Below are 19,091 nucleotides of genomic sequence, written 5' to 3'. Positions count from 1 at the left end.
GGTCAAACGCCACCCGTCAGGCTCGCCGACAGCAGCAGCAGTCCGAACAGGAACACGAAGGCGGCGCCGCCGATCTCGACGATCGAATGGATGCGGTTGCCCATGCGGCCGTCGCCGGCGAAATACACCGCCCAGTTCTTTGCGGTCACCGCGATCGTGGCCAGCGCCGAGACGGTTATGGCGGTGCCGATCGACATCGCCAGCACCGACAGCAGGCCGCCGAGCCACAGGCCATTGAGCAGGGCGAAGCTGAGCACGATCAGCGCGCCGGAGCAGGGGCGGATACCGACCGCGGCCACCGCCGTCCAGGCGGTGCGCCAGTCGAAGCGGTCGCCGGACAGCAGCGCCGGATCTGGCGCATGCGAGTGGCCGCAGGTCTCGCAGACCTCGCCCGCCGCGTGCGCGTGATCGTGCGCGCCATGATCGTGGTGATGGTCATGCGCGCCGTGGTCATGGTGATCGTGCGAATGGTCATCCCCATGGTCGTGATGTTCATGCCCATGCAGCGCGTTCGCCGAATGGCTGTGAGCGGCATGCGAATGGCCCGTGTGACCTGTATGACCGGCATGCGAATGGCCCGCATGGGAATGCCCCGCGTGAGCCGCCGACAGGCTGTAGGCGGGACCTCTGCCGAACAGGCGCAGGACGGAGGGGCCGAGCTTGCGCCACAGCAGCCAGGCGCCGAACAGGGTGACGAAGACGAAGCTCATGATCTCCATGAACCAGGCCGCGTCGGTCATCGAGACGGCGGTGCCGCGCAGGACGAAATAGGCGACTGCCATGACCGCGACCGCGGTCAGGCCCTGCAGCAGGGCCGAGACGAACGACAACAGGATGCCACGCCGCAGCGCCACTTCGTTGGCGACCATGTAGGACGAGATCACCGCCTTGCCGTGGCCGGGGCCGGCGGCGTGGAAAATGCCGTAGGCGAAGGACAGGCCGATGAGCACCCAGAGCTTGCTGTTGTCCTGGCGCATCGCCTTCATCGCCGTGGCGAGCGCGCGATAGAATTCCTGCTGCCGCAGATTGATCCACATCAGGATGTGGGCGAACGGGCCGGTGGTCGGCGCCATGCCATCGTTGACGCCGATGCCGAGCGAGCTCTGGGCATGAGCCGAGCCGGCGAAATGCACCATCGCGAAGCTGATGGCCAACAGGCCGAATGCCAAACGCAGGGATGGTCTCATCACCGGGTTCATCCTTCTGGCTGACAGGTCAGTTCGAGCTTGGTGGCAAAGATCTTGCTCATGTCGGTGCCTGTCGGGTCGTTGAAGAAGGCGTCCGTCAGGGTCTTCTGGTTTTCCTTGATGGCCTCATCCGGGTCGGGGCGGACCACCTTGTCGGTGCAGTTCGGGGGCAGGCCCTCGACCGTGATGTTGGCGTCCTCGGTGAAATCGATCGCCGTGTAGAAGGTCGGATCGTAGACGCCGATATCGATCTTGCCGGCGAGCTTGATCGGCGCCTTCGGTTCGGACTCGAACAGGATGATCAGCTGGTCGTTGTCGAAATTGGCCATCAGATGCGGCGGCGGCGTCATCGGCACGTCCTTGCCGTCCTGGGTGACGAGCTGGAAGTAGTTGAAGTCGGCCAGCGAGGCGTGGACCGTGTCGGCGACCTCCTTCAACTCCTTGTCGTCAAGCTTCAGGTCGGAATTCTTGTCGAACTCCATCATGACAGTACTGGAAAACAGATCGTCGAAGCGCCAGAGATGGCGCAGCGCTTTCACGCTTTGGTGATCCGGGGAGAGGATCACGTCGAGGCGGGCCTCGGCGAAAACGTGCGGATGCACCTCTGCCGGTCCAACGGCGGCCAATGTCGCCGCCAGGGCCGAAGCCAGCATGATTGCGTGCCGTCTCAGATGCATTCGCGGTCGCGATTCCCTTGGCTTCGGAGAGAAGTCGACAGTTACCAGAAAGGGGGCGAAAATGGGACCGCGCCGCAATTGAAGGCGGTCATGCGGTTTCGCGCGTCCTGAACCACTGGACCAGGAAATCGACGAAGACACGCACCTTGGCGGGCAAATAGCGCCGGTGCGGATAGACGGCGAAAATGCCGGCGCCCGACAGGGTGCGGTCATCCAGCACCGTCACCAGCCGGCCGCTCGCAATATCCGGCGCGGCGATGAAATCCGGCAGGATGGCAAATCCCAACCCCGACAGGGCAGCAGCCCGCGCCGCCATCGGGCTGTTGACTTCGATCGGGCCGGAGACCGAGACGCTCACCGTATCCTCGCCGTCTCCCTTGAATTGCCAGTTGTTCAAGCCGCGGCCATTGGTGTCGACGATGCAGGGCATGCGGCCGAGATCCTGCGCCCGTACCGGCATGCCATGTTTTGCGATGAGTTCGGGAGATGCGCACAGCCGCGTCGAGAACGGCGCCAGACGCCTGGCGATCAGCGACGAGTTCTCCAGGCGCGAGATGCGCACCGCGAGATCGAAGCCTTCCTCGACGAGGTCGACAAAGCGGTCGTCCAGCTGGATGTCGAGCACGATGTCGGGATATTGCTTGGCGAAGTCGATCAGCGACTGGCCGATCGGCGCGTCGGCGAAGGTGCGCGGCGCAGACAGCTTGATCCTGCCGCGCACATCGCCGGAGGATTCGCGCACGGCGTCGGCAAGACTGTCGACCTCGCGCACGATCTCGGAGGCGCGGCGATAATAGGTGTGGCCGGCCTCGGTCATCGAGAACTGGCGGGTGGTGCGGTTGAGCAGCAGCGCGCCGAGCTCGTCCTCCAGCTCGCGCACATATTTCGACAGCAGCGCCTTGGAGCGGCCGATCTTGCGCGCCGCCGCCGAAAAGCCCTCGGCCTCGACCACGTCGATGAAGGCGCGCATACGAGTCAGTGTGTCCATGAATCAGGCCTTTCGTGCGGCATCGAGATTTCGGCCGAGCCGTATCAGGGCAATGTCGCCGCCGGAAGGGCCAGCGACAGGCCCGACCACCGATAGCTTGCGAGGGTGCCGAAGGGCGTCGAGAGGGGCGTGCGTGCCTGTCATCGTTCGATATCCGGATACGGTGAAACCAACATTGTTCGATGCCGGAATTTTTACAACCTGCGATACGATTTTTATTGATTGTGAATCTCTCTGCCCCTATATCGCGCTTGCCCAAAGTCGCACGTGCCTGTGGGTGTCCGCCGACCCTCTGAATGGTGAGGGAAATCGGTAAGGTAACTGGAGCCAACCCCTCCAGTCGGTTTAGCGGCCAACCGCCAGACCGAGGACACCTTGAAGCAACGACGGTGCGGGCCTTTCTGGTTCTCTGCCGGTTGTCCAAAGACCGGGGTTACTGAAGAGGCACACCATCATTGCCGGCAGTGCGGAACGGGGTTCTCCCAGTCCAAGCCAAGGCAGACAAAGCGAACCGAAGCCGGGCAAGGCCAAGGTTCATCGCCGCGAGACGGCGTTTCATGGTTCCGGGGTCTCCACCGGCTGGTTCCATGGAATTCCGTCCCGCCTTTGTCCACCGCGTGTTCGCGAGGCCGACAGCCCGCGTCCGCACCCTTGTGCGCGCCGAAAGGCGTGATGGAGAAACCCGATGGCCACGCAGCGCATCCTCGACTTCCTCGCCACCCGACGTCCGACCGGTCCTTGCCTCGTCGTCGACCTCGATGTCGTGCGCGACAATTTCCGCGCCTTCGAGAAGGCGCTGCCCGATTCCAGGATCTACTATGCGGTGAAAGCAAACCCGGCGCCGGAAATCCTGCGCCTCCTTGCTGCGATGGGCTCGTCCTTCGACACCGCTTCCGTTGCCGAAGTCGAGATGGCGATGGACGCCGGTGCGCCGGCGGACCGCATCTCCTTCGGCAACACAATCAAGAAGGAGCGCGACATCGCGCGCGCCTACCAGCTCGGTATCAAGCTGTTCGCCGTCGATTGCGTCGAGGAGGTCGAGAAGATCGCCCGCGCCGCTCCAGGCGCCCGCGTGTTCTGCCGCGTGCTGACCGATGGCGAGGGCGCCGAATGGCCGCTGTCGCGCAAGTTCGGCTGCGTGCCTGCGATGGCCGTCGACGTGCTGCGCCATGCCAAGGCGCTCGGGCTCGACGCCTATGGCGTGTCGTTCCATGTCGGCTCGCAGCAGACCGACCTGACGGCCTGGGATCGCGCGCTGGCCGACGCCAAGACCGTGTTTTCGACGCTCGCCGAGGAAGGCATCGTCTTGAAGATGGTCAATATGGGCGGCGGCTTCCCGACGCGCTACCTGCGCGACGTGCCGGCGGCCCAGGCTTACGGCCAGGCCATCTTCTCGGCGCTGCGCAAGCATTTCGGCAACGCCATTCCCGAGACCATCATCGAGCCGGGCCGCGGCATGGTCGGCAATGCCGGCGTCATCAAGTCGGAAGTCGTGCTGATCTCGAAGAAGGCGGACAACGACAATGTGCGCTGGGTGTTCCTCGATATCGGCAAATTCGGCGGCCTGGCCGAGACGATGGACGAGGCGATCCGCTATCCCCTAGTGACCGCGCATGACGGCACGGAAACCGCGCCTTGCGTGCTCGCCGGCCCGACCTGCGATTCGGCGGACGTGATGTATGAGAAGACGCCCTATCCGCTGCCTCTGTCGCTGACCATCGGCGACGAGGTGCTGATCGAAGGCACCGGGGCCTACACGACCACCTATTCGGCGGTCGCCTTCAACGGCTTCGAGCCTCTCCGATCCTACGTGATCTGACGGTTCGAAAGAACCGTCGGATCATCCCAGGTGGGCGTTTGTCGCCCATCCGGGCTCGCCTGTGGAACAGTCTCCGCTCGTGAATGGATCGCGGAAATGGACATTGCAAATTTCGTTGTCGAAGGCGCTGCGCGCGACATCTCCCCCTCAGAGGTGGAGATGGTCACGAAGTGGCCGGAGGGGTTTGTCTCAGCCGCCTCGACGTCTCTTGGACCGCATGGGGCTAGCGCTTCACGCGCGGCGAACCCCTCTGTCGCCTTCGGCGACATCTCCCCCTCGAGGGGGGAGAGTGCCCGTGCTTTCGCCATCGTTGCCGAAACGCCTGATGACATCGCGGCGCGCGAGGCGTTGCTCGATGCCGCCATGGGGCCGAAGCGCAAGACGAAGTCGTCGGAGAAGCTGCGGCGGGGCCGGCGGCCCTCGGAAGGCCTGGCTTTCGTCGCGCGCGACGCATCGGGCGCCGTGATGGGCACGGTGCGGCTCTGGGACGTCACGCTGGGCGAGGGCGGTCCGGCAGCACTGTTGCTTGGGCCCCTGGCGGTCGCTCCTTCGCTCAAGAGTGCCGGCATCGGCTCGGCGCTGATGCGCCATGCGGTCGCCGAAGCCGCGCGTCTCGGCCACGCGGCGATCCTGCTGGTCGGCGACGCGCCCTATTACGGCCGCTTCGGCTTCTCGGCCGCAAAAACCGGTTCGCTGGCCATGCCGGGCCCGTATGAGCGGCATCGGCTGCTCGCGGTGGAACTGGTGGAGGGCGCGCTCGACGGCGTCCATGGCACGCTGAAGGCCGCGGGGCGCAAGCTGAAGGCGCCGACGCTGGCGGCCTGAGGCGCTGAGCCCCAAACGAACGAAAAACGCCGCCCGAAACGGCGGCGTTTTCGTCCCGAGAACAGTCTCGGCGGTATTCTGTCTCAGCCGATCAACTGGCTGAGCGCCATGGCGACAGACATGTCGCCTTCGACCTTTATCTTGCCGGTCATGAACGCCATGGTCGGCTTGAGATCGCCCGATATCAGCGAGTCCAGATCGTCGAGCGAGAGCTTGATGGTGCAGTCGGCGGGGCCATCGGTGGTCGAGACATCGGCGCCGTCGATGACGATGACGCCGTCGCCGCCGGTGTCGAATTTCACGGAACGATCGAACCCGCTGCTGGCCACGCGCGACCTGATCTTGTCGGCAATCTCCTGAACGCTCACGCTGTTCTCCTGTCTGGTTGCATCTGCCTGTTCGGTTGCATCTGTCGCGCCCCGGCATGATCCGCCCGAGGGCCATGCATCTTCGCGGCCACGGTCGCTGCCGCATATAGCTTTGGATTGACGTTTACGTCAATGCGAATTGCATGGCCTGGTTCTATCGCCGCACCGGGCGAGGGACCGGATCACCGTGCCTGGCCAGTGGCATGCCGGGGGCTCAATGCGACTTGAAGGCCTTGGTCATCTCGGACGCAGTGGCGCCGGCTTCCTGCCGGCGGCGCAACCAGTTGTCTCGTATCTCATCCTTGCTCAGGAAATTGACCTGATCGACCAGAACCTCATGCACCAGTGTGGCGCCGACGCGTGTGTTGACGGTATCGCGGATCGCGGCGCGGAAGGCGTCGAGGTCGATCGTCTCCTTCTTGGTGAAGTCGATCTGCGGATTGGAATAGAGGTAGGAATAGACCTGGTCGGTGATCAGCGCCTCGGCCGGGATCGACAGTTTCTTGATCTGCTCGGGTTCGACCGTGTAGACCAACTTGGTCAGGAAATAACCGTCGATCCTGGCGTTGCGGATCAGCGGCACCGAGATGACCTCGGTCTTGACGTAGTCCAGTCCGCCCAGCATCGGCTTCGGCTTTTCGCCGACGCCGCGTTCGCCGGCGGCCTGGAACGAATAGAACACCGCGCCGAGCGTGGCGACGCAGATCCAGACCGCGATGGCGATGACCTTGACCATTCAGGCACCCGAGCCGGCGACCACCGCGCGCTAACCGCGCGCCCGGCCGAATTCGCCGGCGGAATAAGTGCCGTCGGTTTCGGCGCGCTGGATGGCGGTGCGCAACAGGCCTGCGACCTCGTTGACGGCGCTCAGATGCGCCAGGATCGCCGCCTCGTTCTTCGCAAGCTTCTGGCGAAGCCGGACAAGGCCTTCGCGGTGCTGTTCGAGGAACTCGGCTTCGCTGCCGCCGCGCATGGCACGGGTCAGTTCATAGAGATAGCGGCTCTTGCGCGCGTTCGATGCCTTGAGGTCGTAGCCGGTGTCGCTGCGCAGCCCGGCCGTCTCTTGCTCGACGACTTCCTCGATGCGGCCGATGATGGCGGCAAGGTTTCCGGGCCGCGCGAGTGCGACCGGGGCTTCCGATGTGGCCGTGCGCGCCGGCAGGTTGGCGGTGAATTCCGAAAAGTCGGCCATGGCGTTTCCCAGTCTAGATCTTGATGTCTGTCTTTGTGGTCGTTTCATCGCCGGTCATGGACCTGGCGGCCTTGCGCTGCAGTTCCTGGACGAGCGAGGTGGACAGACGGCTCTGCCGGTCGATCTCGGTCTTTTCAGGCCCGCCGGAGACCGGGCCGATCGGCACCTTGCGCTTGCCTTCGAGATAATGGTCGGCGAGCAGCGATTTGGCGATGCCGATGCCGCCGCGCTCGGCCATGACGTCGGCGACGCGCTCGGCGAGCTGCGATTTCCACATGTCGCCGGCCAGGCCCTTGCCGTACACGCCCTCGGTGTCCTTGGGCATCATGTTCTGGATGAAGGTCTGGAGCACCATGGCTTCGAATTTCTTGAACTTCCTGGATGGATCGGCCGCCACGGCCTGGTCGGCGGTGGCGCGCGACAGCATCGTCCCGGCCGAAGCGGCATCGACCGAAAAGCTGCCGGCAACGCCGCCCGCATGCCTGGTCAGCGCGGCGCGCGCGGCCGCGAGATCCGCCGGCTCGGCTGCTCGGGCAACATCCATCACGATGTCGCTGGGGGGAGAGATCGCCAAGAAGTCCGCCTTTTATTGGTTTCCTTGGCCAGACCATGCCTCAACAAGCTTGTGGCAGGCTTGCGGGGGGGGGAGCAGGATCAGGGTTCTCTGCATCCAAGCCGCGTAGCCAGATTTCAACAACGCATGTCGCGTAAAAAGTGGCTTCCGGTTTTGCGAGAACGACCTGCAGAAAGCGTTTCGCCCGAATCCGTTCGAACGTGACGCGCTTCAGGACGGGGGAAGACCGGCCCTCGACAGCATTTCAAGGAACCGGGAATGGTGATGATCCTTCACATAGCGCGGCACAAAGCCAGGGCAGACATTGCTCAGATTGAGATGCGGAAGTTGTGACAGGCAATGATGGATGGCCCGCGACGCTTCATCGCGATTGCCGGTTGCGGCCGCGGCCGCGGCCCAATAAAGCGCGCCACGAACGAAGCCCGGCTTTGTCCTGACCACCTTGCGCGCGACCTCGAGCGCCCGTTGATCGTCTCCGCCGGCAAACAACGCCATAACGAGCCCGTGGTGACGCCAGTAGTCGATGACGTCATGGGTCCCCAGCCGGATCGCCTCGTTCGCTTCGCGCACGGCTTCGCTGACCTGTCCGCGCAGCGCGAAGAGCATCGCAATGTCGCCGTGGCCGCTCGGATAATTTGGGTTGAGGCTGATCGCGTGCCGGCATTCGACGATCGCCTCGTCGATACGACCGCAACTTTCGAGAGCGAATGACAAGATGCACCGGGCAATTTCATCGTCCGGCACCGCCCGCACCGCGGCCTCGGCAAGCGCCAGCGTATACTCGATATTGCCCTGCTCGCGGGGCAGCGCGCCAAACGCGATGCCCATGGAAATCATGATCGAGAGCGTCCGCTTCGCACGGGCGTTGTCGGGCCCTGTCGAGAGCGCCTTCGTCGCAAGTTCCATCCCGACCAGCAGCGAGTCGTGGGTCATCTCAAAATATTTCATGAGCGCCTCGTTCACCAACCTGCGCACTTCAGGGGGACCAGGCGGACTCTTGTCGCGGACCTTCCAGTTGGTCAGTTGAAGTTCGAGGATCACCGCCAGAACGACGGACTGGGCGATCCTGTCCTGGAATTCGAGCGCATTCTCGGAGTGGCCGTCGAACTTCTGGGCCCAGACATGATGACCGCCGACGGCATCGACAAGCTGGATGTTCACCCTCAGCCCATTGCCGGATCTCTGGATGCTGCCGCTGAGCACATATTGTGCCCGCAGCGCTCCCGGCGCTTTACCTTCCTGGCGCGGGCCGACCTTATCTGTCGGGGGAACCGCGGAGAGCACGACATAGTCGGCCACCTCGGAAAGGGCTGTCGTGATGTCCTGGACCAGTCCCTTGGAGAAAAAATTGTCGCCTTGTTTTCCGGTCAGATTGGTGAAGTCGGCAACGCCGATGGAGGGGTGTCCGAGACGATGGCTGGCCGCAACACCACTTGCCGACGGTGCGTGTGACGCCGTGTCGGAAGTGAGCAGCAGGGACTGCCATAGTGCCCGCGTCTCAGGGCCGGCTTCGACGCCGAACTCCTTCTTCAGCATGCTTCTGCAAGCCTCGTATGTCCTGAGCGCCTTGTCGCGTTGACCACAAGCAAGGAGCAATTCCATCTTGAGCCGATAGGATTCTTCCCGCGCCGGATCCATAGCGAGGACGCGATCGGCCAGGACGAGGCCCGCTTCAGCGTCGACGAGGCGAGCCAGTTTCTCGAACGATTCAAGCGCACGACCGAGCAACCTGTCGCGTTCCGACGCGACCCAGTCGTCGAAGCCATTGCTTCCCACATGGAGACCGTCGAGGAACGGGCCGGTGTAGTTCGCCAGAGCCTTTTCGAGTTCCTGCGCGGAGCGGGCCGATAAACCCGTCTCGAACTCCTCCACATCGACCCGGAACGCCTCTGGCCTGAGGTGGATCAACTCTCCGGTGGAATGGATAAGATCGACACCCGAGAGATCGCGGCGCAGGACGCTGAGGGTTTGGCGAAGACTGTTGCGCGAATGTTCGCCATCGCTGTCGCCCCATAGCAGGTCAGCCAGTTTCTCCCGCGTTGCTGCCATGCCCGGACATCGGGCCAGATAAGCAACGATTGCCGGGCCGCGTTTCCCGACCAGTCGAAGCGGGCCAGTTGTTTCAATACGGAAGCCGCCGAAGAGTGAGATTCTATTTGCAGCGCCGCCGTCGTCACTTTGCATCTGCTGCCTCAGCCTGACGAAATTCTAACGCAAATCTAACGTTCCGCAATCGTCCGTCACCGCGCTTCAAGCGCTCCCGTGACGGCAGGTCATTTAGACTTCGCTAAATTAGGCGGCCAAGTCAACGCAATGCTTGGTTCAAGGGGGGCGCGTGTCCAGAACAAGAGCCAATTTGCTGCTGCTCCTTGCAGCCGCATTGTGGGGCTTCGGCAACGTCTCGCAAAAGACGGTGCTGGTCCATCTCGACGCCATGAGCGCGGTAAGTCTGCGTTGCCTGATCGGCGGGCTGCTGGTGCTGCCCTTTGTCTTGACCGAAAGGCGAGTGGCGATCGGGGCGGGCTATTTTCCGAGCCTGGCCAGGGTGGGCGCGCTGTTCGCCATCTCCATCACGCTTCAGCAGCTTTGCTATGTCGGAGCCTCGGTCACCAATGCAAGCTTTCTGGTGAGCACGGCAACCGTAATGACACCATTGGCCGCCTGGTTGCTCGTCGGCGAGCGTCCGACAGCGGGCCTCACGATCGCTGCCGGGCTGACCCTGGTCGGAGCCCTACTTTTGTCGGATGGGATCGGCGGCCTCGGCAGCGGCGATCTCACCGCCATCCTGTCGGCTGCCTGCTATGCGCTCTGGGCGGTCGAGCTCGGCCGGCACATGCAGGCCCATGCGCGGCCGTTCACCGCCGCCGCGGCACAATTTCTCGGCGCCGCAGTCTTCGCCCTGCCGCTCGGGGCAATGCAAGGCAACCTGTCGCTGGCCGCCGCATTCGCAGCCGGTCCGGAATTGGCGATACTCGGCGTCTTCTCCACCGCGGTAGCCTTCGGCATACAGACGGTTGCCCTCCGCTTCACGCCGGCCAGCCACGCCGCCGTGATCGTCAGTGCCGAAAGCGTCTTCGGGGTGCTGGGCGCGGCGATCTTTCTGGGCGAGCGGAGTTCGTGGCCGGGCGCCTTGGGAGCAGCGATCATTCTCGGTGCGATCCTTTCCGTGGCACGATCGAACCGAGCGCCGCAGGCACGTGAGTCCTTGCGGACCGCTTCGAACCAACGCTTCGACATTGCCCCTGCCTTCGCGACAGCGCCGGCAAGCGGGGCAGGCGAACGCCGCGTCAACAGTTCAGGTCCGGTGGAGGAATGCGATGACCACTGCCGCTGATGCGACCGTCGCCGTGTCGATCGCGGCCGGACAGGCCGCGGGGGCGCTGTGATGAACGGGTGGACAGTCCTTCTTCCGCTCACACATTTGAGATCGGCCCTTGGTGCCCGCATGAAGGGACCCGGCGGCTATTACAACAGTGGCAACGCGCTTGGCCTCGTCGTAGGTCTTGCAACCCAAATTGCGGCCGCGCCAGTCGGCCAGCATGAGGAAAGCGCCATCATCGCGGCGGTGATGGACTATTTCGCGGGCAGCCATGGCACTGTTGCGCTCACCTTGGCTACCCTCGTCTTTTTCTGCGGCGGCGAAGCCTACCACCGGGCTTGGGCAAAGCCGGATGTTCCCGATCCCACCCTCAATCGTCTGGGCGACTTCCTCTCGGGACTAGGCGCAATCGGGCTCGGCATCGCGCTCTTGCTGCTCGGCAACCCGCTGCTTGCGGCGACCTCCGGCCTGCTGCATGCGCTCGGCAAGTTCGGCAGCACCTTTCACAGCCCGGGTAGGCGGGTTCCGGTGTGGCCGACCGCCTGGCCCGATCCGTTCCGCAGTGCGGTTCTCGCCAGCAGGTTGCCGGCAGTGGTGGCGACAACCGTCGCCCTCGGCCAGGCTTTGCCGGCGGTCTGGTCGGGCGAGTCCTTCGCGGCGCTCATCATGCCGCTGACGTTACTCGGCTGTTATCTCTTGTGGACCAAGGCCGATCTGCTGCTGTTCGGCGTTGGGTCCAAGGTCCCTCGTCAAATTTCCACATGTTGAAAATGGGCGGCTTTGACAACGATCGGTTGTCGAGATGGAGAATGGCATGTTTACAGATATGTATCAGGACGCCGGTCCTTCTTCTGGAGCGGCCTCCTTTCGCGGGCGGGTGCAGTGGATAGGCGGGGCCAATCTTTTTTCGCCCACAAAGCCATCGGGAAGGGGGCTGGCAAAGCGCGCCAATTCACTCCTGAGACTGGCGGGGATACTTGCAGCTTCTGCGTTCTGGAATCTCCCGGCGCATGCAGCGAATGTCGACGTCGCCATCGTGTTCGCGGTCGACTTCTCGGCATCGATTGATCCAAAGATCGCCGATCTGCAACGCGAGGGACATGCCGCGGCACTCACTTCGCCCGAGATCATCGCCGCCATCGGCCGGAATTACGTCGGCTGCATCGGCGTGGCCTACTTTGAATGGTCGAGCCCCGGACACGCACGCACCATACTGCCGTGGACAAGCATTTGCGGACTGGAAGACGCAAGAGCGGCGGCGGCGGAGATCAGCAGGAAAGGGGATACCGGCGTCATCCGTCGAGGGCGATCCGGAACATCGGTTTCCTCGGCTATCGACATTGGCAGTCTTCTGTTGGACCAGTTTCCTGGAAATGCCGCCAAGAAGGTCATCGATATCTCCTCCAATGGTGAGAACAACGACGGACTTCCTGTTCAGCCGAGCAGGCTGAACGCCATTGCCAAGGGATATACGATCAACGCCATCGCCATTCCCGCCGAAGACGACGATCCCGGCAATCCGCTGGCATCTTATTTTGCCAAATCGGTCATTGGCGGTTCCCAGGCCTTCGTCATGACGCCAAAAGGGCCAAACGACTACAGCACGGCGCTTCGCCGCAAGCTGGTCACGGAAGTAAGCATGAACAACGAAGGGAAATTCCCGCAACCGGCGGACGGGCGCTCTTCTCAACCGTAATTCCGGACAGTGGCGCATTGCTGCACGTCCGCGTGAGGGCCGAGAGCAGACGGCGGCTCCTGGCATCGATCCACGGCCCCTCGTCGATCTTGATCTCGGCCCGGTCGATCGGGGCACCCCAGGGCGGCTCCGACGATCCGACAATCGCTGCCGATATGAGGCACCCGAGCCGGCGCCGATTTGAGGCTGGCTCAGCCGCGGCGACCCTCATGCCACCGCGGCGGTGGGACGCGGCTCATCCGATCGAGCGGAGCACACCACCGTCGACGCGCAGCGCGGCGCCGGTGGTCGCCGAGGCCTGCTCGGAGCAGGTGTAGACGACCATGTTCGCGACTTCCTCGGTTGTCGCGAACCGGTTGATGAGCGTGGTCGGACGCAGCGATTTCAGGAAATTATGCTCGGCGTCCGTTTGCGTGATGCCCTGCTCCTTCGCGGTGGCCTTCATCCAGCCGCCGAGAATCTCGGAGTCGGTCGGCCCCGGCAGGACAGCGTTGACCGTGACGCCGGTGCCACCGACAAGTTCGGCCAGCCCGCGCGACACGGCCAGCAACGCGGTCTTGGTCATGCCGTAGTCGATCATCTCCTTGGGGATAGCGAGCGCGGACTCGCTGCTGATGAAGACGACCCGTCCCCACCCGCGCTCGACCATACCCGGCATATAGTGGCGCGCGGCGCGCACGCCGCTCATCACGTTGAGCTGGAAGAGGTCGAGCCATGCGGCGTCGTCCTGCTCGAAGAAGCCATTGGGACGTGCAGTGCCAACATTGTTGACGAGGATGTCGGCATCCGGCGCCTGCGCCGCGAGCGCCGCCGAGCCCTCGGCTGTCGCGAGATCGGCGGCAATGCCGGTGAGGTCGGCGTCAGGCAGCAGCGCGCGCAGTTCCCGGAGCGTCGCGGCGACCCGCTCTTCCGTACGTCCATTGACGACGACGGCGGAGCCTGCGCGCGCCAGCCCTTCGGCGATCGCGCGACCGATGCCGGCGGTCGATCCGGTGACGATGGCCTTTCGGCCCTTGAGTTCGATGTTCATGCCCTTGATCTCCGATTATAGGTGGCCAGACGACCGGACGGATGGCCCGGAGGTCAGCTGATGCCGCTCAGCTAGATAAGCCGCGCGAGCGCACGCAGGCGTTCCGATGCTAGTGCCGAAGGATGCCGAGCCCGGTGCTTGCCTAGCGGCCGAACATACGGGCCAATGCCTGGCCAACAGCCCCAAATCTCATGGTGGAATAGCTCATCGCGCTTCTCCTTCGGGCGGACGCATCGCCGCTGCCCCACGCCAAGAGGTAGGCATGCCCAGGCGCGCCATGCAGTCGGAAGACACGCACTACGGTGGTGCGAAATCGCACCGGAGGCTTCACGTGACGACGCGAACTTCTCCATGATCGACTGGGACGGTATCCGTTACTTCTTCGCAGTCGCGCGCGACGGTTCGGTCCGAGCGGCGAGCAATGGATCAGGCGCCGCTGCCCGCATCATTCAGATGGCGACTGTCTCGCGAACCTGATCGGCCGCCGCATCCAGAAAAGCCTGCGCGAGGTCCGGGTCGTTGACCACCCGCGAGAGCATGACCGCGCCGACCATTGTCGAGAGAACGGCCATTGCCTTGTTGCCGCCCTTTTCGCCGTCGTCCTCGCCAACCCAACTGCCGAGCATCTCGAGATACTCCCTGATGCCGGCCTCGAATGAGGCCTTTACCTCGGCGCCTTGCCTGGCCGCATCCGAGCCGAGCGCGACGACCGGGCAGCCGTCCATCTTTTCCGCGCGATGATCCATACTGAGGTAGAATGAGATCACCCCGTCGAGCGGTTTCCCAGGGTTTGCCGCTGTCGCGGCCGACCACTTGTCGGTGGCGCTTTCCATCGCGCGCCTGGATGCCTGCGCCGCCAGGTCGTCCTTTGACTCGAACTGCTTGTAAAAGGCGCCCTGGGTCAGCCCGGCGCCCTTCATCAGATCCTTGAGGCCAATGCCGTCAAAGCCTCGCTCCCGAAAAAGGCGGCTTGCCACATTGATCACGGTTTCGCGGTTTTCCGCGGCCTGAGTGCGACTTACGCGCATCGCCATCTCCTTTTTAGATTGCATTCGTAATCTATACATTATATAGAGGTCGAACGCAATCCAAAAAAGGAGATATGAGATGATCCGCAAAACCCTGAGTGCGTCCGTTCTGGCCGCGATGTTTCTTGCGAAACCGGCTTTTGCCGAGGAAGCGACCATCGGACGCCCGATCGAAGCTGCCAGCCTGCACGAGGGACAGCTCGACATGGTGGTCTACTACGTCCCGGTCAACGGCGACCTGCTGGAGGTCACCGCCACCTTCGCGCCGAAGATCGGAGGTGATCCGCTGCGCTTCGTCATGGGCCTTGCTGACGGCGACTCCGTGGCCTTTTCCATGCCGGGCCATCAGGATTCGCTTTATGCGTTCTCAAGGTCGGGCGAGGAGGTCACGATCTCGACCGAGACCGACACATACCTGCGAGCCGACGCGACAATGCGCTGACGCGCAGACCCTGCATGGTGTCGGCTGCGTCCGAACAGCTTGCCTTCGATCGCGCTACCGAATGAGTTGGAGGAGAGTGATATGCTATATAGTTATTTTGTCGAGAAATCGATCCGAAAGAGCTTCGATGACGTCAACAATCATCGCTGGGATGCGGCGGTGAAAGCACTCGCGCCGCATGTCCATCATCGGGTTGGCGGCGCCCACGCGCTTGGTGGAGAGCGCCACGACAAGGAAGCCCTGCGCCGCTGGTTTGAACGCCTCGGCCGTGTTCTGCCCACCCTCCGTCTCACGGTCAATCACATCTGGGTGGAGGGCTGGCCATGGCATACCACTGTGTTTGCCCAGTGGGATGGCACCGCGACCCTGCTCAACGGCGACACGTCGTACATCAACCGAGGTCTCCACGTGTTTACCCTGCGGTGGGGCAGGGTCCATGCGCTGGAGGAATTTTACGATTCACAGGCAGCGGCTCGCGGTCTTGCCCTCCAAGCGGCAGCGGGCCTCGAAGAAGCTGCCGCCGAACAGATAACAAGCTAGCTGAAACGTCGCCTTTTTACGATCCTCCGCAATGCGGAGGCTCGGCACATTCTTCGACAGGCTGTACGGGCGGCTTCTGGGTAGACGCGAAATTGCATCCATAGCCCGTACGAGGCGCAAAGCGGTCAGTCAGGATTCCGCTGCGAAGGCTTGCTTTGCGTCCAGACCTCCTCCTCTACTCCTGTCCCCGCTTCTGCGCGATCAGATCGAGGCGTTCGCGGTCGGAGCGTTCGCGTTCGTCGCGGTTGCGCACGTCCTTGTAGGCGCGCTCGACCATGTTGGTGCGCGCGGTTGCCGACGCGACGAGGCCGGCCTCCTTCCTGGCGCTTTCGAGGTTCGCCTCCTGGCGCACGACGGCCTGGGCGATGCGGCGGTGGTAGAGATCGGGGAAAAGGCCGGAGAGGGAATTGTCCTTGTCGAAATGCTCGACCAGTTCCTTGGCCTCGGCTTCGGCGGCATTTGCGGCGGCGAGGAGGGTGGCGTGGCGCGTCTCGTGCAGCGCCTTCAACTGTTCCTGAACCTTGACCAGCTTCTTCAGGCGGTCCTTGCGCGTGCTCATGTCACCTCGCCAGCGTCAGGTCGACAAAGCCGTCGACGAACAGCGACAGCATGGAGCCGACGGCGAAATAGAAGATGAGCATGCCGCCGGCGATGACGAAGGGCTGAGAGATGAAATAGATCGGGATCTGCGGCGTCAGCTTGTTGACGAAGCCGATCGTCAGGTTGACGAGAATGGCATAGGCGACGAAAGGGCTGCCGAGGCGGATGACCAGGAAGAAGGTGTCCGACACCGTGTCGGCGACATCGACCAGTGCCGCCTGCGGGTTGAAGAAGACGTTGACCGGCGCGACCGTATAGGACGTCACCAGCGCGCGTATGATCTCATGGTCGAAGTCGAAGACGAACAGCAGCAGCAGTGCCGAGAACGAGATCATGGCGGCGAGCGCCGCCTGCGGTTCGGGCTCCTCGATCGCTGGCCCGCCCGAGCCGCCATAGCCGATCAGCATGGCGATGGCCGACCCCATGAAGCGCAGGGCTTCCATGTAGAGCCTGGTCATGGCGCCGATCAGGCCGCCGACCAGGAGTTCGGAAACGATCATCGGCACCAGGATCTGCGGACGCGGATCGACGAAGGGAAAGATCTTGTCCCACAGGAAGGCGAGCAGGCCGCCGGTGGCGGCGACCGCAACGAACAGCCTGACCTGCACCGGGATGCGGGCGCTGGACAGGCCGGGCATCAGCATGAAGCAGGCGCCGATGCGGCAGAAGGCGAGGAACGCCGCGATGACGACCGCTTGCGAGAGAACGCTCACGATATGGTCCCGAGCACCCTGATCTCGACGCCCTTGGCGATTTCGACATGCGAGAGCACCGGCAGCGTGGTGAACAGCCGCTCGATGATCATGCGCACATAGGGGCGCGCGTCGGGCGCGGTGACGAGGACGAAACGCTCGCCGGCTTCGAGGAATTTCTTGATCGCCTTGGTGGCGTCCTGGCCGAATTCCTCGAGCTGGCGCGGATCGATGTCGAACTCGCGCACCTCGCCCTTGGCGTCGCGCTTGAGGCTCTGGTGGAAGGCGAGGTCCCAGCGGTTGCCGAGACGCAACACCTTGAGCACGCCGCCCTCCGAAAGATCGCCGCAGATCTGCTGCGCCATGCGGATGCGGACATGCTCGACGATCTGCTCGGTGCGGCGCACATGCGGCGCGATCTCGGCGATGGCCTCGATGATCAGGTGCAGGTTGCGGATCGAGACACGCTCGGCCAGCAGCAGCTTCAGCACTGCCTGCAGGCCGGGATAGGAGATGTGCGTGGTGCAGATCTCGTCGGCGAGCTTGCGGTATTCCTGATCCTGGCGCTCGAGCAGCGCCTTCATGTCCTTGTAGGACAGAAGCTGCGGCAGGTTGTTGCGGATGACCTCGGAGAGATGGGTGAGCAGCACCGACATGTTGTCGGCAAAGGTGTAGTTCTCGCGCTTCAGATCCTCGGCGAATGTTTCCATGACGGAATAGGCACGCATGCCGAAGGCCGGTTCGCGGATCTCCTCGCCCGGAATTTCGGGAACGTCGCGGTTGCCGAGCAGCACCATGATCTCCCCGACGCGCATCGAATATTCGGCGACCACCGTTCCGTGCACCTTGATCTGATAGCTTTTCGGCGGGATGGCGAAATCGTCGGCGACGCGCACTTCGGGCACGACGAAGCCATATTGCTGGGCGAACTTCTTGCGCATCTTGGCCATGCGGAAGACCAGCTCCTGATGCGAGACCAGCAGCCGGGTCGAAAGCTGCTTGCCGATCAGAAGCTCGATCTCGGCGGTGGCGAGCGAGGCCTTGACCGAGTTCTTCTCTTCCTCGGCCTTGGTCGCCTTCTCCTGGTTCTTCAGCGCCTCGGCCTCGGCCATGGCCCGGTTGTGGCGCATCGGAATGACATAGCCGAGGCCGGCCATGCCGCCGGCGAGCGCGAAGAAGGGGAAGAAGGGCAGGCCTGGCATCAGCCCGAGCAGCACCAGCAGCGCCGCCGCCACATAGAGCGCGCGCGGATGCGCGCCGAGCTGCCCGAACACGGCCTGGTTCGTCGAACCGCGCGTACCGCCCTTGGAAACCAGCAGGCCGGCGGCGAGCGAGACGATGAGCGCCGGGATCTGGGTGACCAGACCGTCGCCGACCGACAGCTTGATGAACACGTCGGCGGCCTCGCCCATGCCCATGCCGTGCCTGATATAGCCGATGGCGATGCCGCCGACGATGTTGATGGCGGTGATGATGAGGCCGGCGATGGCGTCGCCGCGGACGAATTTCGAGGCGCCGTCCATCGAGCCGAAGAAGGAGGATTCCTCTTCCAGCTCGCGGCGGCGCAACTGCGCTGTCTTGTCGTCGATCATGCCGGCGGAGAGGTCGGCGTCGATCGACATCTGCTTGCCGGGGATGGCATCGAGGGTGAAACGGGCGCCGACCTCGGCGATACGGGTGGCGCCCTTGGTGATGACGATGAAGTTCACCACGATCAGGATCATGAAGACGATCAGGCCGATGACGAAATCGCTGGCCATGACCAGTTTGGAGAAGCCGGCGATGACGTAGCCGGCTGCATGCGTGCCTTCATTGCCGTGCGACAGGATCATGCGCGTGGTGGCGATGTTAAGCGATAGCCGCAGCATGGTAGCGATGAGCAGTACGGTCGGAAACGAGGAGAAGTCGAGCGGCCGCTGGATCCACAGTGCCACCATCAGGATCAGCACCGAAAGGGCGATCGAGAAGGCAAGGCCGACGTCGATGAGAAAGGCCGGGATCGGCAGGAACAGCACGGCCAGGATGATGACGATGCCCAGCGCGAAGAAGACGTCGCGACCGTTCTTGGCCACGGCGCCGGGCTGGATGCTTTCGCTTATCGCCATTCTAGTCCT

At 63.4% G+C, this 19,091-nt stretch carries 20 protein-coding genes; 7 read left to right on the top strand and 13 right to left on the bottom strand.

Going from position 1 to position 19,091, the window contains the following annotated elements; all coding sequences use genetic code 11:
- Nucleotides 1–2: 2 nt before the first annotated feature.
- From FJ426_RS13140 to FJ426_RS13130, 3 genes are all read right to left on the bottom strand, one after another.
- A complete protein-coding gene (locus tag FJ426_RS13140; RefSeq protein WP_140556582.1) occupies nt 3–1,199 on the bottom strand; it encodes a nickel/cobalt transporter in 1,197 nt (398 codons plus the stop codon).
- Nucleotides 1,196–1,864: a DUF1007 family protein gene (locus tag FJ426_RS13135; protein ID WP_140522362.1), complete on the bottom strand. Its 669-nt coding sequence runs from the start codon at nt 1,862–1,864 to the stop codon at nt 1,196–1,198. Before FJ426_RS13135 ends, FJ426_RS13140 begins: the two co-directional genes overlap by 4 nt.
- An 88-nt stretch (nt 1,865–1,952) precedes the next feature.
- Entirely contained in the window at nt 1,953–2,852 is a 900-nt protein-coding gene (locus FJ426_RS13130; protein ID WP_140522360.1) for a LysR family transcriptional regulator, read from the bottom strand.
- Nucleotides 2,853–3,537: 685 nt separating this feature from the next.
- Here FJ426_RS13130 and odc2 point away from each other — a divergent pair.
- On the top strand, nt 3,538–4,671 hold the full coding sequence (gene odc2 / locus FJ426_RS13125; protein ID WP_140513661.1) for an ornithine/lysine decarboxylase: 1,134 nt from the start codon (nt 3,538–3,540) through the stop codon (nt 4,669–4,671).
- A gap of 267 nt (nt 4,672–4,938) precedes the next feature.
- Nucleotides 4,939–5,496, top strand: a complete 558-nt coding sequence (locus tag FJ426_RS13120; RefSeq protein ID WP_226880593.1) for an N-acetyltransferase — start codon at nt 4,939–4,941, stop codon at nt 5,494–5,496.
- A gap of 83 nt (nt 5,497–5,579) precedes the next feature.
- Here FJ426_RS13120 and FJ426_RS13115 read toward each other — a convergent pair whose 3' ends face one another.
- The 5 genes from FJ426_RS13115 to FJ426_RS13095 all read right to left on the bottom strand — a co-directional run bounded on the left by FJ426_RS13115 (nt 5,580) and on the right by FJ426_RS13095 (nt 9,814).
- A complete protein-coding gene (locus FJ426_RS13115) occupies nt 5,580–5,864 on the bottom strand; it encodes an SCP2 sterol-binding domain-containing protein (RefSeq protein WP_140825227.1) in 285 nt (94 codons plus the stop codon).
- Nucleotides 5,865–6,078: 214 nt separating this feature from the next.
- Complete coding sequence (locus FJ426_RS13110; protein ID WP_140496251.1) at nt 6,079–6,600, bottom strand: hypothetical protein; 522 nt, start codon at nt 6,598–6,600, stop codon at nt 6,079–6,081.
- A 30-nt stretch (nt 6,601–6,630) separates the two neighbouring features.
- Entirely contained in the window at nt 6,631–7,056 is a 426-nt protein-coding gene (locus FJ426_RS13105; RefSeq protein ID WP_140496250.1) for a hypothetical protein, read from the bottom strand.
- Between the two features lie 13 nt (nt 7,057–7,069).
- Nucleotides 7,070–7,630: a rod-binding protein gene (locus FJ426_RS13100; protein WP_181171643.1), complete on the bottom strand. Its 561-nt coding sequence runs from the start codon at nt 7,628–7,630 to the stop codon at nt 7,070–7,072.
- 210 nt (nt 7,631–7,840) lie between these two features.
- The gene (locus tag FJ426_RS13095; RefSeq protein WP_140560318.1) at nt 7,841–9,814 is read right to left on the bottom strand and encodes a BTAD domain-containing putative transcriptional regulator; all 1,974 of its coding nucleotides are present in this window, start codon (nt 9,812–9,814) and stop codon (nt 7,841–7,843) included.
- Between the two features lie 151 nt (nt 9,815–9,965).
- On the opposite strand from FJ426_RS13095, the gene FJ426_RS13090 reads away from it, so the two are divergent.
- From FJ426_RS13090 to FJ426_RS13080, 3 genes are all read left to right on the top strand, one after another.
- Nucleotides 9,966–10,964 carry a DMT family transporter gene (locus FJ426_RS13090; RefSeq protein WP_140825226.1) on the top strand — a complete coding sequence of 333 codons (999 nt, stop codon included), beginning with the start codon at nt 9,966–9,968 and terminating at the stop codon, nt 10,962–10,964.
- 111 nt (nt 10,965–11,075) lie between these two features.
- Entirely contained in the window at nt 11,076–11,717 is a 642-nt protein-coding gene (locus tag FJ426_RS13085) for a hypothetical protein (protein WP_246675536.1), read from the top strand.
- A 34-nt stretch (nt 11,718–11,751) separates the two neighbouring features.
- A complete protein-coding gene (locus FJ426_RS13080; protein ID WP_318013178.1) occupies nt 11,752–12,645 on the top strand; it encodes a DUF1194 domain-containing protein in 894 nt (297 codons plus the stop codon).
- Nucleotides 12,646–12,880: 235 nt separating this feature from the next.
- Here FJ426_RS13080 and FJ426_RS13070 read toward each other — a convergent pair whose 3' ends face one another.
- Both FJ426_RS13070 and FJ426_RS13065 read right to left on the bottom strand, forming a co-directional pair.
- Complete coding sequence (locus FJ426_RS13070) at nt 12,881–13,675, bottom strand: SDR family oxidoreductase (RefSeq protein ID WP_140496246.1); 795 nt, start codon at nt 13,673–13,675, stop codon at nt 12,881–12,883.
- 449 nt (nt 13,676–14,124) lie between these two features.
- On the bottom strand, nt 14,125–14,703 hold the full coding sequence (locus FJ426_RS13065) for a TetR/AcrR family transcriptional regulator (RefSeq protein ID WP_140513927.1): 579 nt from the start codon (nt 14,701–14,703) through the stop codon (nt 14,125–14,127).
- 79 nt (nt 14,704–14,782) lie between these two features.
- Between FJ426_RS13065 and FJ426_RS13060 the strand changes: the two genes are divergently transcribed.
- Entirely contained in the window at nt 14,783–15,145 is a 363-nt protein-coding gene (locus tag FJ426_RS13060) for a hypothetical protein (protein WP_140560320.1), read from the top strand.
- Nucleotides 15,146–15,226: 81 nt separating this feature from the next.
- Complete coding sequence (locus FJ426_RS13055) at nt 15,227–15,685, top strand: nuclear transport factor 2 family protein (protein WP_140560321.1); 459 nt, start codon at nt 15,227–15,229, stop codon at nt 15,683–15,685.
- 175 nt (nt 15,686–15,860) lie between these two features.
- On the opposite strand, the gene FJ426_RS13050 is transcribed toward FJ426_RS13055, so the two are convergent.
- Genes FJ426_RS13050 through flhA form a run of 3 tightly spaced genes read right to left on the bottom strand, consistent with a single transcriptional unit; the run spans nt 15,861 to nt 19,082 of the window.
- A complete protein-coding gene (locus FJ426_RS13050; RefSeq protein WP_140496242.1) occupies nt 15,861–16,244 on the bottom strand; it encodes a hypothetical protein in 384 nt (127 codons plus the stop codon).
- A 1-nt stretch (nt 16,245) separates the two neighbouring features.
- Nucleotides 16,246–16,998: a flagellar biosynthetic protein FliR gene (fliR, locus tag FJ426_RS13045; RefSeq protein ID WP_140496241.1), complete on the bottom strand. Its 753-nt coding sequence runs from the start codon at nt 16,996–16,998 to the stop codon at nt 16,246–16,248.
- Entirely contained in the window at nt 16,995–19,082 is a 2,088-nt protein-coding gene (gene flhA / locus FJ426_RS13040; RefSeq protein WP_140496240.1) for a flagellar biosynthesis protein FlhA, read from the bottom strand. The genes fliR and flhA overlap by 4 nt, the downstream gene beginning before the upstream one ends.
- Nucleotides 19,083–19,091 lie beyond the last annotated feature (9 nt).

Origin of the sequence: Mesorhizobium sp. B2-6-4 (assembly GCF_006441495.1) — a bacterium.
Taxonomy (GTDB): Bacteria; Pseudomonadota; Alphaproteobacteria; order Rhizobiales; family Rhizobiaceae; genus Mesorhizobium.
Note: the sequence above shows the minus strand (reverse complement) of the source record. Positions and strands in the feature narration are given on the sequence as shown.

What these genes read in the sequence shown, in the direction of transcription:
- FJ426_RS13130 (WP_140522360.1), bottom strand. Translation starts at nt 2,852, where the DNA reads ATGGACACACTGACTCGTATGCGCGCCTTCATCGACGTGGTCGAGGCC.
- FJ426_RS13055 (WP_140560321.1), top strand. Translation starts at nt 15,227, where the DNA reads ATGCTATATAGTTATTTTGTCGAGAAATCGATCCGAAAGAGCTTCGAT.
- FJ426_RS13135 (WP_140522362.1), bottom strand. Translation starts at nt 1,864, where the DNA reads ATGCATCTGAGACGGCACGCAATCATGCTGGCTTCGGCCCTGGCGGCG.
- FJ426_RS13070 (WP_140496246.1), bottom strand. Translation starts at nt 13,675, where the DNA reads ATGAACATCGAACTCAAGGGCCGAAAGGCCATCGTCACCGGATCGACC.
- FJ426_RS13050 (WP_140496242.1), bottom strand. Translation starts at nt 16,244, where the DNA reads ATGAGCACGCGCAAGGACCGCCTGAAGAAGCTGGTCAAGGTTCAGGAA.
- odc2 (WP_140513661.1), top strand. Translation starts at nt 3,538, where the DNA reads ATGGCCACGCAGCGCATCCTCGACTTCCTCGCCACCCGACGTCCGACC.
- FJ426_RS13140 (WP_140556582.1), bottom strand. Translation starts at nt 1,199, where the DNA reads ATGAACCCGGTGATGAGACCATCCCTGCGTTTGGCATTCGGCCTGTTG.
- FJ426_RS13060 (WP_140560320.1), top strand. Translation starts at nt 14,783, where the DNA reads ATGATCCGCAAAACCCTGAGTGCGTCCGTTCTGGCCGCGATGTTTCTT.
- FJ426_RS13085 (WP_246675536.1), top strand. Translation starts at nt 11,076, where the DNA reads ATGAAGGGACCCGGCGGCTATTACAACAGTGGCAACGCGCTTGGCCTC.
- FJ426_RS13105 (WP_140496250.1), bottom strand. Translation starts at nt 7,056, where the DNA reads ATGGCCGACTTTTCGGAATTCACCGCCAACCTGCCGGCGCGCACGGCC.
- FJ426_RS13110 (WP_140496251.1), bottom strand. Translation starts at nt 6,600, where the DNA reads ATGGTCAAGGTCATCGCCATCGCGGTCTGGATCTGCGTCGCCACGCTC.
- FJ426_RS13065 (WP_140513927.1), bottom strand. Translation starts at nt 14,703, where the DNA reads ATGCGCGTAAGTCGCACTCAGGCCGCGGAAAACCGCGAAACCGTGATC.
- FJ426_RS13095 (WP_140560318.1), bottom strand. Translation starts at nt 9,814, where the DNA reads ATGCAAAGTGACGACGGCGGCGCTGCAAATAGAATCTCACTCTTCGGC.
- FJ426_RS13080 (WP_318013178.1), top strand. Translation starts at nt 11,752, where the DNA reads ATGGAGAATGGCATGTTTACAGATATGTATCAGGACGCCGGTCCTTCT.
- flhA (WP_140496240.1), bottom strand. Translation starts at nt 19,082, where the DNA reads ATGGCGATAAGCGAAAGCATCCAGCCCGGCGCCGTGGCCAAGAACGGT.